We start from the raw sequence: 14,356 nt of genomic DNA, 5'->3' as shown, positions 1-14,356 counted from the left end.
GCACGCGGAAAACGCTAGGGTTTCCGGACTAAAAAGTATGTGTTTTGGTTTGCTATTATAGTTTAAAAGATCAGCAGACCGGTTCAGAGCCAGCCTGCTGATCGAAGGAATTATTCCAGTACTATTCTTCTTACGCCGGAAGTTTTACTGTTCTGGATTTTGATGAAGTAAACGCCTTTGGCCAGGCTGCGCAGATCGAGCGGTTTCGCCTGGTCTTCAGAAAGCGACATTTCTTTGCGCATCAAAACCTGACCCAGCACATTGGTAACTTCCAGGTTAAAGTCTTCCGGGGTATTGTTGTTCAGGCGCAGGTTAACCATTCCGGCCGAGGGGTTCGGGTATACTTCGAAAGCCGCCGGGGCAAATCCTTCATTCGGAATACCAACATTGTTACGGCAGGTCCAGTTGGCTGCAAAGCCCGGAAACGTGCCGCTGCCATCGGTTATGAACCTAACGGTAAGGGCGCCGCCGGAAGAAGTAATCGGTAAACCATTATTCGGTAGCATGGTGCCATTGTACATGCCCAGCAACGGCGAAGCTGTACTTGGTCCGTCGTAGATCATCACGTAATCGCAGCAGGATTCGAGGTGGAAGCCTGTAAAGGTAAGCGAAACACTCGTAGCGCCGGTTGGGGCAATAACCACGGTGCCGTCAGCCATATTTGAATAAGAATTATTCGGGCCGCCATCGTCAAACAAGTCACCGGTGCATGACCTGGTAGTAATGGTGGTAGAATTCGTTGGCATGTTTATGGTGCGGCAAACAATGTGGTTCGGATCGAATAGGATATAGCCGTTTTTGGTAATAAGATTCGAGCCGTTGTTATTGCCTGCAGTTAACGACACCGAGTAAGTGCCCGGGTTCGCATAGGTGTGGGTCGGGTTCTGCAACGTAGAAGTATTGCCATCACCGAAATTCCATGACCACGTAGTTGGGTTATTGGAGGAAATGTCGGTAAAGCTTACCTGGCCATCGCAGGTTACCGGCGGCGCAACAGTGAAATCCGGGGTAGGTGGCTGGTTATTGATCACACAGTTCCAGGAAGCCTGGAAGCCGTCGAACGTTACACTGTTGTCAGTAGTAAACCGAACCGTTAAAGCATTCCCGGTAGATACGATAGGGGCACCGTTATTCGGCAAGAACGTACCGTTATACATCCCGATAATCGGGGAGGTGGTATTTGGCCCGTCATAAACCGTTACATAATCGCAGCAGGATTCCAGCTGGAACGATGAAAACGTGAGCGAGACAGTAGTTGCGCCCGTTGGGGCTATCACCACCGTGCCGCTGGCATTATTGGAGTATACATTTGATGGTCCGCCGTCGTCGTAAATCGTACCGGTGCAGGTGGTGCGTGTTACCGTAGTGCCGTTGGTAGGCATGCTCACACTGAAACAGTAAGGATTAGTTGTACTGTAGGTAATATATCCTGTTTTGGTATGCGGGTGCATACCATAGGCGTTGTTTGTGGTCAGGGTTACATTGTAAGTTCCCTGGGTGGCATAGGTGTGGATTGGGTTCTGCAACGTAGAAGTATTGCCATCGCCAAAATTCCAGAGCCACGAAGTTGGGTTGTTCTGGGAAAGATCGGTGAAATTAACTACGCCGTTGCAGGTAATGGTTTGGTCAGCACTGAAATCCGAAACCGGTGGGATGGTATTTGGCTGAATGTTAACCGCATAATCTTCCGTTTCACCGATCCACATATTCGAGGCACAAGGGTCGAAGAGGTTGAATGTCTGGCTGTAGATCACGCGCATGCGGGTAATTCCCAGGCTTGTATTAGATGGAATATTGATTATACCAGTGGCAATCCGCGGTACGCCGTTAAACTGCGTACTCAGTACTTTTTCGGTACTCTGGAAAATACCGTCCTTGTTAAAGTCTATCCAGATATCGGCGTTTCCAAACGGCCCGGTATTATTGCCTAACGTAATTGCAATTAAGTTAGAAGAGGTGCCGCTTATCACGTTGTTAGACAGGTAGGTATAATTTCCATATGCATTTGCATCCGGACCGGAAGGATTAATGATCGAGCCGAAAGTTACGTTCCCGATCCACTGGTTTGTATTGTTGTGGCCGTTGGAAGCGCAATAGTTCAAGCAAGGCACCGTAATATTCACCAGGTTGGTTTTGGTAACGGTATTGCAAACCCCATTCTTGCAGACGGTAAGGGTTACTGTATAACTGCCCGGGGTAGTGGTAGAATAGGTAGCGGTCGGGTTCTGCAGCGTAGAAGTATTTCCGTTCCCAAAATTCCACAGCCAGGAAGTAGCCCCGTTCAGGGAAATATCATTGAATTGAACTGTTCCGTTACAGAGGTTATTCAGGTCAGCGGTGAAATCAGCAACCACTGGCAACGTATTCGGAGTAATGTTGATGGTATAATCTTCAACTTCCATATTATTCTGATTCAATAAGCAGGCATTTTGAAGATTCGCTAACTGGCCCATTACAACGCGCATCCGGGTAAAGCCCGTTTGGGCCGTGCCTGGCACCGTAATATTGCCGGTAGTAGAAACTACCCCGGAAAGATTGGTTGTAAAAGCATTATACACCCTTTCGGAGCTCTGGAAATTACCATCTTTATTAGTGTCTATCCAGACTGTAACATAACGGTTTAAGGCGTTTATGCTACCCAGCGTAACAGAAAAAGGATTATTCGTGCTGCCTACCATCATACTTGTGTTCATGTAAGTATAATTCCCATAACCCAGTTGGTCTGCTCCGGAGGTATTATTGATTGTGCCTACGGTAACATTGCTGATCCACTGGTTGGTATTGAAATGGCCGTTAGATACGCAGTACGTTAAGCAAGGCACTGTAATATTTACCAGATTGGCTTTGGTTATCGTATCGCAAACGCCGTTTTTACAAGCAATAAGCGTTACGTTATAACTGCCTGGCGTTGTGGTAGAATACGTTGTTGAAGGGTTTTGCAGCGTAGAAGTATTGCCATTTCCAAAATTCCATTGCCACGAAGTAGCTCCGTTCAGGGAAATATCATTGAATTGAACCGTTCCGGTACAAATGTTATTCAGGTCAGCCGAAAAATCCGCAATTGTTGGCAGCGTGTTCGGCGTAATGTTGATCATGTAATCTTCCGTATCGGTCTGATTCAGGTTCGTGATGCAAGGGTTGGTGAGGTTGGAGCCGCCGGTCATGATCACGCGCATGCGGGTTAAACCGGTTTGGGCACTGCCCGGAATTGTAATGGTACCGGTCGTAGAAACGTTGCCCAGACCATTGTTTATCGTACGGGCATTGTAAACCCTTTCCGTGGTCTGAAAAACCCCGTCTTTGTTAAAATCGATCCAGATCGCAATATAGGGTACTAAACCAGTTCCGTTCCCTACGCTTACCGTAATTGGATTACTGCTGGCCAGCATCATGTTTCCGGTTAAATAAGTATAGTTACCATAACCGTTTGCGTCTGGGCCGGTGGTATTATTAATGCCGCCGGTATTTACGGTTTTGATCCACTGGGTATTGTTGTTGTGGCCGTTGGAAGCACAGTAGGTTACGCATGGTACCGCAATATTTATCATATTGGTTTTTACAATGGTATCGCAGCCGAAACTGTTGCAGGCGATCAGGGTTACATTGTAGTTACCCGGAGTAGTTGTTGCATAAGTGGCGGTAGGGTTTTGTTGGGTGGAAGTAGTACCGTTCCCGAAGTTCCACTGCCAGGAAGTAGGGCTGTTGGTGGACAGGTCCTGGAAAGTAACACTGCCGGTACAAATATTGGTAAGGTCTGGCCTGAAGTTGGCCGCCGGCTTGGAAGTTACCGGAGTACAGCTCCAGGTTGCCGCAAAACCATTCCGGACGCCGCCATTATCGCTGGTAAAGTGCAGGGTTAAAGCAGAACTGGTAGAAGTAATGGTTCCTCCATTCGGCAGCGTAAGGCCCGTATACGAACCAATAAGTGGCGAATTGATGGAAGGACCATCGTAGATTTTAAGGAAGTCCCAGTTATTTTCCAGGTCGAAGGTAGAGAACGTGAGTGAAACCGTAGCGGCGTTGGCCGGGGCAATGGTCAGCTTGCTGTCGGCCATATTCGGATACATGCCAAACTGCCCGCCCGGATCGTAAACGGTACCGGCACATAAGGTGGCGTTCGGGGCTGTGCCGTTTGCCGGCATCACCACCGTGGTACAGAATGCATTGGTAGGGTCGTAATTAATATAATTGGTTTTAACAATGGTATCGCAGCCAAAGCTGTTGCAGGTAATTAAAGTAACCGTGTATTGGCCGGTGCTGGCATACGTGTGGCTAGGGTTCTGCAACGTGGAAGTGTTATTTGCTCCGGAGGTCGGGTCGCCAAAATTCCAGGACCAGGAAGAAGGAATGTTAATGGTATTGTCGCTGAAAGCAACGATTCCGCTGCAGGATATCTGGCTTGCTACGGTAAAATCAGGGATCGGCGGTTGCTGGTTTGTCTGGATGATGACGGTATAATCTTCTACTTCCATACCGAACTGGTTGCTGGCACAGGGGTTGGTAGGAGTTGCTATGGCAGTAGAAGTCATCACGCGCATGCGGGTTGAACCCAGTGGCGCCGTGGCCGGTACCAGAACGCTGGCAGTGGCCACTCCGGTCATTCTCGGAACAGCCATAACCTGCTCGCTCGCTTCAAAAGTGCCGTTCCGGTTATAATCGATCCAGGCGCTTACTGCTGAACTTAATACCTGGCCGCCGCGGGTAACGCTTAAGGTAGCCGGGCTGCCCTGCAAAAGCGTAGCCGCCATTGAGGTGAAATTGGAATATCCTCCTGCTGCCTGACCCGAAGCATTATTCAGGTTGCTCAACGATACGTTGGAAATAAAAACGTTATTGTTGTTGTGTCCGCCTGATGGACAATAAATAAGGCATGGCTTAATTACTGAAATGTAACTGGTTTTGGTAATACTGTTGCCGGCAACGGAATTGGTGGCCGTTAACGTAACGTTATAAGTTCCGGCGTTGTGGTAAATATGTACCGGATTTTTGAGCGTAGAAGTATTGTTGGCGCCGGAAGCCGGGTCGCCGAAGTTCCATAACCATGAAGTAGGCGCATTGCTGGAAAGATCGGTAAACTGCACTATGGTATCGCAGGCGGTAGCATAATTAGAGGTGAACTGGGCTACCGGCGGATTCGGATTTGGCGCAATGATGATGGTGTAATCTTCTGCCTGACCGCTCTGAATTCCGCTGCAGCTGTTAAACGAGCTGCCTATTTCATCAGAAACAATGCGCATGCGCAAAGGCGTGTTAATAAAAGTAGTACCGGGAATGGTTATGTTGCCTGCTGGGTTAACCTGGTTCAGCACCTGCACGACCATTTCGTTGGCATCTGCGAAGCTGCCATTGTTGTTCAGATCTATGTAAATGCGGGTATCCTGCGGGTTAGAACCACTGGTAAGGGCAAACGGATAAATATTGCCGGCAATTACCGAAACCGATTTTGAACAGGTAAAATCCTGGTAACCGGCCGCGCCGTTGGCGGAGGTATTGGTGAGTAAACCATTGCCGAAGTTTACGTTGGTAATACCGTAGCCACAGCAATAATTAATGGTGTTTGGGGTACAGGCAGCTGCAACCGGCACGTTGTTGTGAAAGGTAACGTAATTGGTTTTTATCTCGGTATCGGCGCCTACTGAATTGATGGCCGTTAAAGAAATGGTATAAGTGCCCGGCGCCGAGAAAGTATGGCAAGGGTTCTGCAAAGTAGATGTATTATTTACCCCGGAAGCCGGGTCGCCGAAATTCCACAGCCAGAAGGTTGGTCCATTTTGGGAAAGGTCGGTAAAGCAAGCTGTAGGGGAGCAAATGGTAGTGGCGGAAGTAGAAAAGTCGGCAATCGGAGCACTGGTATTTGCCGATACCGTTATCCGGTAGTCTTCCACCTGCGAATATTGCGGCGTAGAGCAGGGGGTAGGCATCGCCGAAGAAAAGTTATCGGCGGAAACTCGCATGCGTAACGCCGAATTGGTAACCGCCGTGGCCGGAATGGTAAAGGTGCCGGTATGTTGTTTAGCGTTAAGCGAACTGAAAGCCAGTTCGTTAACTGCATGGAAACTGCCGTCGTTATTGTAATCTATCCAAACCTTCACGTTCTCGTTTACATTGGGGTTGGTTTGAATATTGATCGGGTAGCTCATGCTCGTGAAAAGGGAAGCCCCAATGGTGCAGGAATAATCCTGATAACCCTGGGCTGCGCCCTGGGTGGTATTATTAATGGCACCATTGTTTACGTTCACGTTAAAAATACCCATCCCGAAGATCCAGTTGGAAGTCGGGGCCGCGCCGGGGGCCGGCGAGCAGGTATTGGCTACCGGGCATTGAGCAAAAGCAGTTGTCTGAAACAAGCTTAACGCTACGATCAGTAAAACCGAAAACCTTGTTAGTAAAGATTTTTTCATATTGTATAGCAGTAATACTTTGTTTGTTTTATTTCTAAAAAAGCTTTTCAGCCGGCGGAAGTAAAAATAAGTTTATCTCATGCTAGATCCGGGCGCAAATTGTTAAAAATTGCCGGATTTCCATGACACGGATTAAAATGTTTTTAAGCGGATCCAAGTTGAAAAAGCTGCGGAACCCGGGTTTTAAAGCTTCAATAATGTATTGCAAGCTTTTTTTTTCCTTTTTTGCTACCATTTGGGGCATAGCTCCAGCCCTATAAAAGTAATGGGAGAAAATGAGGGGTAAAATTTATTCACGGAAAAAAACAAGATTTTCGCTAAAAACAAGACGCGTTTAGTTTGCCAACCGTTGCCTGGGTAACAAAAAATATTTTTCCACAAACGGGCCGGTTAAAATCATTTTTTTATTTGAATTATAGTGTGTAATACAACTTCCGGGCACAAAACCCTTAGCCCGGAGGCCGGAAATTTAAAAGATGATGGCCGGCAGTTTAAAAAACGTTGCTACTGCTTACCTTTGCAGTCTTCGTGTTCAGATATATATGAAAAATAAAGTTGTGCTTATTACCGGCGGCAGTTCCGGCATTGGTAAAGCCTGCGCATTTGCTTTTGGGAAGGCCGGCAGCAAAGTTGTGATCACCGGCCGCGACCAGCTACGCCTGGACGAAGTAGCCGCTGATCTGGCCGCCCACAATATTGAGTGCCTGGCCGTAGCCGGCGATGTAAGCAACGAAACGGACGTGCAACGCATGATCTCCGAAACCATTTCCCGGTTTCAGCGCCTCGATATTCTGATAAACAATGCCGGTATTTCCATGCGGGCTTTATTCGAAGACCTGGAGCTGGATGTGATCCGGAAGGTGATGGATATCAATTTCTGGGGAACGGTTTACGCCACCAAATACGCGCTACCTTATCTTACTGCCGCCAAAGGCTCTATTATCGGCGTTTCTTCCATTGCCGGTTATCGTGGTTTACCGGGCCGCACGGGTTATTCGGCTTCCAAGTTTGCCATGCAGGGTTTTCTGGAAGCGTTGCGCACCGAATTGCTGCCGAAAAATGTACACGTGCTGGTGGCTTGTCCGGGCTTTACGGCTTCCAATATCCGCAATACGGCTTTGGCTGCCAACGGACAGGTGCAGGGCGAATCGCCGCGCGACGAAGGAAAAATGATGACGGCCGAAGAAGTAGCCGACCATATTTTGCGCGCCACCATTCATCGCCAACGCGACCTGGTGTTAACATTCCAGGGAAAATTCACCATCTTCCTGAACCGCTGGTTCCCAAGCCTGGCCGATAAGCTGGTTTACAACCACATGAAAAAAGAAAAAGACTCGCCGTTTAAATAAAACTTCGAGTTTCGGAGGTGAAAAGCATAGCGTTTTGAATTAGATAACGGTAGGCTTTCGGACTGAAAAAGTGCTTATAATGAAAAGGTCCTTCAATTTTGAGGGACCTTTTCGTTATAAGCGTTTAGTGAATTACTATTTTCTTAACCGCCGATTCTGCTTTATTGAAAACCCGGACCAGATAAATGCCTTTCGGTAAGAAACTCAGATCGATCTGCGTTTTAGGTTCTGCATTTTTTAATTCCAGCTCCGCTACTTTCTGCCCGATATGGTTATGTAGTTCCAGCTGGAAATGTTCTTTAAAAACGGTAGGGGTTTCGAGGGAAAAAGTGCCGTTGTTGGGGTTTGGGAAAATTTTTATGGAATTAGATAAATTGTTTTCCGGTATTCCGGTTGGGTCTAAAATCATCACAGCGTAATCTTCAGTTTCGCCTACATTAATATTATCACAAGGTAACGGAGGTGTAACTAGCCTTGCATCTGAAGATCTAACCCTCATTCTCAAATAGGTATTCCGAATAGGATTTGCGCCAATTGGCAATGTAAAAGAGCTATAATGGTTGTAAGTTGAGTAGGACATGAACACTCTCTCCAATGTATGAAAGTCTCCATCATTATCCATATCTATCCAGACCTGCACTAAAATCCATTCTGATGGATGCGTTAAAATGCTGATCTGGTGATTACCGCCATAAACTAAATTGGTAAAATTGTTACAAGCATAATTAAAATAAGTGTGACTGGAGTCGCTGGTATTATTATTTATGTTTCCCAGCTGCACTTTAGAAATTGCAAATCTGGATCTGTTAAAATTAATAAAAGGAATACAAACTGGCGGTAGGTTAATAGACAGATTTTTCCCGACGTTCACCGGTAAAGAAATAGAATCACAGCCCTGGCTATTGCAGCTTTTTAAGGTTACATAATAAATTCCTGCATTGCTAAAAGTATGCGTTGGTTGCTGAAGCGTTGAATAATTTGCTGGGCCGGATGCTGTATCGCCGAAATTCCAGAACCTACTGGTTGGGTTTCTTATAGAACTTTCTGAAAATGAAACAATCCCGTCACAAAGTGTTTGAGCACTAAAAGTAAATGCAGGAAACGGAGGTTCACTAATTCTAATAGTATAATCTTCGGCCTGGCCTAATTGTATCCCGCTACAACTATTAAACATACTTCCCGGAACGTCGGAGATAATGCGCATTCGTAACGGAACATTCAGAAAAGGTGTGGTTGGAATACTAATATTGGCAACCGGATTAACCTGGCCGAAAAGTTGTAGAATTGTTTCGTTCGGACCGGTAAATGCCCCGTCATTATTTAAATCGATATATAACTTGACATCCTGCAGAATATTACCAGTGTTAAAGGCTATCGGGTATGTTTTTCCCGATGATACAGTAAAAATTTTTGAACACGTAAAATCTTCGTATCCCACCGATCCATCTGCAGAATTATTGACCATTAATCCATTACCAAAATTAATATTGGTAATGCCATACCCGCAGCAATAATTTTGAGTTACGGGAATGCAATTTGTAATGGTGGGTGAAGTATTGTGATAAGTAATATAATTAGTTCGGGTTAAAGAATCGCAGCCATTTGCATTACAAGCTTTCAATTTCACGGTATAGGTTCCAGTTGCAACATAGGTATGGCTTGGGTTGGCAGCCGTAGAAGTAGTGCCATCGCCGAAATGCCACAGGTAAGAGGTAGCGCCGTTCTGGGTTAGATTCTGAAACTGCACTGTGGGCGAACAGGTAACCTGATTGTTCACCGAAAAAGCAACGGCCGGTTTATTGGTGTTTGGAACAATCGTTAGGCCATAATCTTCTACCTGGCTGTAAGCTGGCGTAGAACAGGGCGTAGGAAACGCAGAAGAGAAATTATCGGCCGAAATCCGCAAACGCAGCACCGTATTTTTTACTACCGCCGCACTTGCCGGAATAATAAACGAACCGGTATGCACTTTCGCATTCACCGAAGAAAAGATCAGTTCTGTAGTATTGTTGAAAACCCCGTTGTTGTCCAGGTCCAGCCAGACCCGTACGTTTTCATTCGCATTTGGATTGGTGGTTACAGAAATGGCGGTAGAAACTCCTTCCAGTATCGTAGCTTTTTGCGTGCAGGAATAATCCTGATAACCCGCCGAAGCGCCACCCGTGGTAGGGTTAGAAAAGCCATTTGCTCCACTTCCAACACTTACGTTATAAATTCCCATGCCGAACGGAAAGGAGGAACCTGGGGCGGAACCCGGCGTGCAGCTGTTAGGAACCGGACATTGCCCCAAAACGCTATGGTTTAGCAATGAAAAAGTCAGAACAAGGAAACTAAGTTTAAGCAACAGGGTGGAAACTTTAGGCATCGGCTGGGCATGGCATTTGAAAAAGTAAAAATAATAACAAAACGCAGTTTTCGCTAACTATTATATGAACTGCCTGAAAAGGGTTTCCCGGTCAATGATTCAGATTTAAAAAAAATGCACTTGCTGTTTTTTTGTAATAGAAAAAACGCTATCCTTTTAACCTCAAAAACTGCAGCTTAATCGGGCAAGACCAGTAAATTCTTCTTTCGGATAAAGGCGCTTTGGTCCTGCCATTTAACTTTATACCAGATATCGGTTTCGCCGGTAATGTGCAGGCGGTTGCCGGGGGCAAAATTAGCCAGCCATTTACCTCCGGCCGAGGGTTGGGCCATCAAGGCTGCCTGCCGCGTTTGCGTAATACCTTCGCGGCGGAAGGTTAGGAAATTGATGTAGTAAAAAAGAAAAGCCAGGTAAACTATAAAACTGATCTGGAAAGCGGGTTTTCGGAAAAAGTCTTGCCGCCGCTTCAACAACATGATCGTAACCGTTGCTACCGCCACGATCAGCATAAGCTCCAGCAGTTTCATATAATATTTCCTGAACTGGGTCCGGAAAAAATCGATGTCGCGGTATTGGTAACCTATCAGGCCATTGGTTTGCGCCACTTCTTCCATCTTTCGCAAAATACTGCGGCTGGGGTGGCGGTTATAATACAGGTTCAGGTAATACATAGATTGCTCATAGCGGTGCAAAGCTTCCTCCATGTATGCCATTTTCAAAAGCATCTGCGGCGAATATTCTTCGCCATTTTTCAGAATTTCCTGATAAAGCTTCAGCGATTGCAGGTAATGCTTCTTTTTATAGAGCGAATCGGCGGTTTGTAGCTGCGGTGTAAATTTTTGAGAATAAACAGGTTGGCTCAAACTGAAGAAAATTATGAAAAAAAAGAAGCAGAAATTGCAGAAATAGTTTTGCATTTAAAGATTAAGCTATTAGTTTTGCATCGCAATTCAGGGAGACGCCTTTCGAATTTCAAAGTTAAGAAAAGATTCTGTAGCTCAGCTGGTAGAGCAATACACTTTTAATGTATGGGTCCTGGGTTCGAATCCCAGCGGGATCACCACCAAATCTTTCTGCTTCTATAAAAGCAGAAAGATTTTTTACCAGATTTCTTAATTTTTTTTTACCGATTCTGTAGCTCAGCTGGTAGAGCAATACACTTTTAATGTATGGGTCCTGGGTTCGAATCCCAGCGGGATCACCGCAGTGTTTTTTAAAAACACATAAAAAACCCCTTTGGAATTTTTCAGAGGGGTTTTTTTATGCGTTTATATTTTTGATGTACCGTGCTTTCATGTACCGTAAATTGTATTTTATGCACCTTAGAGAAATTTATTCCCATTTTCTTGGTATTTTCTGAGGTTAGGGAAGGCACGGTGCCTATTTACGCTACAAGGCAGGTATTGCGATTTTGACATTTTTTAATAGCCATATCTGGTTTCCATAGTTTTAAACTAACCCTGCTATTAAAATTTAAGAATCCGCATTAATTCCATCGTTAGCATTTGCCGAATTGGTAAGGGTGGACCAGGTGGCGCCTGGTAACGGGAATACTGCATAGGGGAGCCTTTATTTGTGGCAGTAGGCTTGCCTTTTTTTACGAAGCTTTATTTCTAAATATTATCGTTCCGGTCTATTACCAGCCTAATAAATTTGCTTGAACTATGATTGACTGGTTAAAACTATTGCAGGAATTATTAAACAAGGTAATGGTTCGTATGTATCCATCTATTCACCTTCTAAGTTAAATATAACCCCAACAACCTGCTTTACCGCATTAGTATCTTCAACTATTAAATAGGTTTTCCCTTCTATAATTAACGATATCTAAGATATTAGAATTCCGTAGTGCGTAGCTACGAATTCTAACTATGGAAACCACGCTACCTGCAACACCAATTAAGCAATCCCAACTCCAGATTTTCCTTCGGTTTTTAAAATTCGGCTTCCTGGCCTGGGGTGGGCCGGTGGCACAAATTGCCATGATCAGGGAAGAGTTGGTGGAGGAAGAGAAATGGGTAACTCCGGAGAAATTCAACCGGGTGCTTGCCATTTACCAGGTGCTGCCAGGGCCTGAAGCGCATGAACTATGCGTTTATTTCGGCATGTTGGCTGGCGGCAGGCTTGGTGGAATTCTTGCCGGGTTAGGTTTTATGTTACCCGGCTTTATTTTTATGATGCTGCTCACCTGGCTTTATGTTAGCATTGGAATAGAATCACCAGTTCTGAAGGCTGTTTTTATAGGCTTCCAGGCGGCCGTGATCGCCCTTATCTTTGCAGCAGTACACCGGATCGGAAAACACGCTCTTATTAACCTTAGGCTGCTTACAATTGCTGCTGCTGCTTTCATCGCTTACTTTTGCGGCGTAGGTTTCTTTATCGTTTTACCGCTTGCCGGCATAGCTTATTCTTTCTGGGTAAAAGGTAATATCTTGCTAACTGCCCTTTGCGGAGTAGCACTTGCGATAGCCTGCTTTATTTTATTCGATCTGAATGTACTGCAGTTTCAGGATGGAGGAGCAATAGATAACTCCACTTCACAGGCACAGAACCGATCTTCTTTAGTTGTATTCTGGACGGGTTTAAAAGCCGGCATGCTGACCTTTGGCGGCGCTTATACCGTAATCCCTTTTATTCAGCAGGATGCGGTAATGCAGAATGCCTGGTTAACCAACCGGCAATTTTTGGATGGTATAGCTCTTTCTGGCATACTTCCGGCTCCGCTAATTATCTTTTCAACCTTTGTTGGTTATTTTGGAGCGGGCTGGCCTGGGGCAGTGATCATGACTTTTGCGATTTTTCTCCCTGCATTTGTCATTACCCTGGTGGGCCATAATTTTATGGAGAAGACCATTTCCAATAAAGGATTGCATAGCTTTTTAGATGGAGTTACCGCCGGCGTTATTGGTTTAATAGCCGTAACGGCCATTCAACTTTTCCGGACTACTATTACCGACTGGTTTACCTTCCTGGTTTTTGCCCTTTCATTATTAGTGCTCTATAAAATAAAATCGAAATTCACCGTGGTTTTTGTTATTCTAGGAGCAGGATTGGCAGGTTTTCTTTGGTTTACAGTCTTAAAAGGAATGTAAACAGTTATCCTAATTGAAATTTCCGCCACAGTGTTCTGCGGACAAGTACTTTTTTGGTGTTTCGTAAAAATTAACCTATCTGGAATTTAAGGTGCCATTTTAGAGATGAAAAAAACTTCAACTTGACAATTTCTATTTGACAAGTTGAAGTATTTATTAAGACTGAACCGAAGGTAACGTTCAGGATGAGAAAAAGTTAAATTATAAAGTATTTTTCACCAAGCAAGAATCATTGGTGAGTATTGTAATTACTGGTTTGGTAATTAAACAGACCAGAATTTGATTTAAAAAAAGCCCTGAAAATTTCAGGGCTTTTTTGTTGACGAATTAGAGTTAAGAGCATGTTTAAAATTTAAACATGCTCTTAACTCTAAATAACCTTTAAAGACAAAAAATGGTGTAGATTTTATAGAGAAAGTTAATGGCTGAATTTCCATCATGTATTTAAAAGAAATACTGTTGGTGTGGTAAACATACAAGGCCAATGTATTATTCATTTTATGTTTTCGGTCGCCAGTTTTTCACTAAACCTGCTCCGGAAACTTTCCAAATTGCTTTTCCAAAACCTGGTACCTGAAATCGAATATTCCATGCAATTGGTTTTTCACAAGTAACGCATGCGCCAGTTTTCCGAAGGGGCCGAAAGGTAGGCGGTAATGTACCAGATCCCGCATTTCCACGCCGCCCGGAATTTCCCTGAAAAAGTGGGTGTGGTGCCAGAACTGGTAAGGACCAAAGCGCTGCTCGTCAATAAAATATTCCTGCTCTTTCACGTGCGTAATCTCCGTCATCCAGAACATTTTAAAACCAAAAAGGGGTTTTACATAATAACTTATGATCTGGCCGGGGTACATGGTTTCAGAACCCGAATCGGAAAGGACCTCGAAGCCCATGTAAGCGGGAGTAATATGCTTTAAGTTACCGGGTGCTGAAAAAAACTTCCAGGCTTCCGGCAGCGTGACCGGTAATAACTGCGTGCGTTCTAAAATGTGGTAACTCATAAAAACGGTAGGGAACTGGCCATAAAAAGCGGTAACCGGTTTCTAAACACAATGCCGGTAATATTGTTTTACCGGTATAAAAAAAAGCTGCAACCCGATTTTAGAGGTTGCAGCTTTTTTACTCGGAAGTTTGTACTATAAAGATCAT

6 protein-coding genes and 2 tRNA genes are annotated in these 14,356 nt (G+C 44.9%); 4 read left to right on the top strand and 4 right to left on the bottom strand.

The genetic code is table 11. The annotated features are described in order from the left end of the window. Window positions 1-110: 110 nt before the first annotated feature. Entirely contained in the window at window positions 111-6,401 is a 6,291-nt protein-coding gene (locus I5M27_RS18830) for a PKD domain-containing protein (protein WP_200507407.1), read from the bottom strand. A 542-nt stretch (window positions 6,402-6,943) separates the two neighbouring features. On the opposite strand from I5M27_RS18830, the gene I5M27_RS16335 reads away from it, so the two are divergent. After that, window positions 6,944-7,750: an SDR family oxidoreductase gene (locus I5M27_RS16335; RefSeq protein ID WP_200507406.1), complete on the top strand. Its 807-nt coding sequence runs from the start codon at window positions 6,944-6,946 to the stop codon at window positions 7,748-7,750. A gap of 124 nt (window positions 7,751-7,874) precedes the next feature. On the opposite strand, the gene I5M27_RS16330 is transcribed toward I5M27_RS16335, so the two are convergent. After that, window positions 7,875-9,971 (bottom strand): GEVED domain-containing protein, encoded by a 2,097-nt coding sequence (locus I5M27_RS16330; RefSeq protein ID WP_234462564.1) that lies wholly within the window; start codon window positions 9,969-9,971, stop codon window positions 7,875-7,877. 320 nt (window positions 9,972-10,291) lie between these two features. Next, window positions 10,292-10,978, bottom strand: a complete 687-nt coding sequence (locus tag I5M27_RS16325; RefSeq protein WP_200507404.1) for a tetratricopeptide repeat protein — start codon at window positions 10,976-10,978, stop codon at window positions 10,292-10,294. 124 nt (window positions 10,979-11,102) lie between these two features. Between I5M27_RS16325 and I5M27_RS16320 the strand changes: the two genes are divergently transcribed. The 3 genes from I5M27_RS16320 to chrA all read left to right on the top strand — a co-directional run bounded on the left by I5M27_RS16320 (window position 11,103) and on the right by chrA (window position 13,207). Next, window positions 11,103-11,178, top strand: a tRNA-Lys gene (locus tag I5M27_RS16320). A gap of 65 nt (window positions 11,179-11,243) precedes the next feature. Further along, window positions 11,244-11,316 (top strand) — tRNA-Lys (locus I5M27_RS16315). Between the two features lie 670 nt (window positions 11,317-11,986). Continuing rightward, window positions 11,987-13,207: a chromate efflux transporter gene (chrA, locus tag I5M27_RS16310; RefSeq protein WP_200507403.1), complete on the top strand. Its 1,221-nt coding sequence runs from the start codon at window positions 11,987-11,989 to the stop codon at window positions 13,205-13,207. 524 nt (window positions 13,208-13,731) lie between these two features. Here the strand turns inward: chrA and I5M27_RS16305 are convergent. After that, window positions 13,732-14,208, bottom strand: a complete 477-nt coding sequence (locus I5M27_RS16305; RefSeq protein ID WP_200507402.1) for an SRPBCC family protein — start codon at window positions 14,206-14,208, stop codon at window positions 13,732-13,734. Between the last annotated feature and the right edge of the window lie 148 nt (window positions 14,209-14,356).

Origin of the sequence: Adhaeribacter terrigena (genome assembly GCF_016623615.1) — a bacterium.
Classification (GTDB): Bacteria; Bacteroidota; Bacteroidia; order Cytophagales; family Hymenobacteraceae; genus Adhaeribacter_A; species Adhaeribacter_A terrigena.
Note: the sequence above shows the minus strand (reverse complement) of the source record. Positions and strands in the feature narration are given on the sequence as shown.

Coding starts and splice junctions, on each gene's coding strand:
- I5M27_RS16330 (WP_234462564.1), bottom strand. CDS start 9,971: ATGGGAATTTATAACGTAAGTGTTGGAAGTGGAGCAAATGGCTTTTCT.
- I5M27_RS18830 (WP_200507407.1), bottom strand. CDS start 6,401: ATGAAAAAATCTTTACTAACAAGGTTTTCGGTTTTACTGATCGTAGCG.
- I5M27_RS16305 (WP_200507402.1), bottom strand. CDS start 14,208: ATGAGTTACCACATTTTAGAACGCACGCAGTTATTACCGGTCACGCTG.
- chrA (WP_200507403.1), top strand. CDS start 11,987: ATGGAAACCACGCTACCTGCAACACCAATTAAGCAATCCCAACTCCAG.
- I5M27_RS16335 (WP_200507406.1), top strand. CDS start 6,944: ATGAAAAATAAAGTTGTGCTTATTACCGGCGGCAGTTCCGGCATTGGT.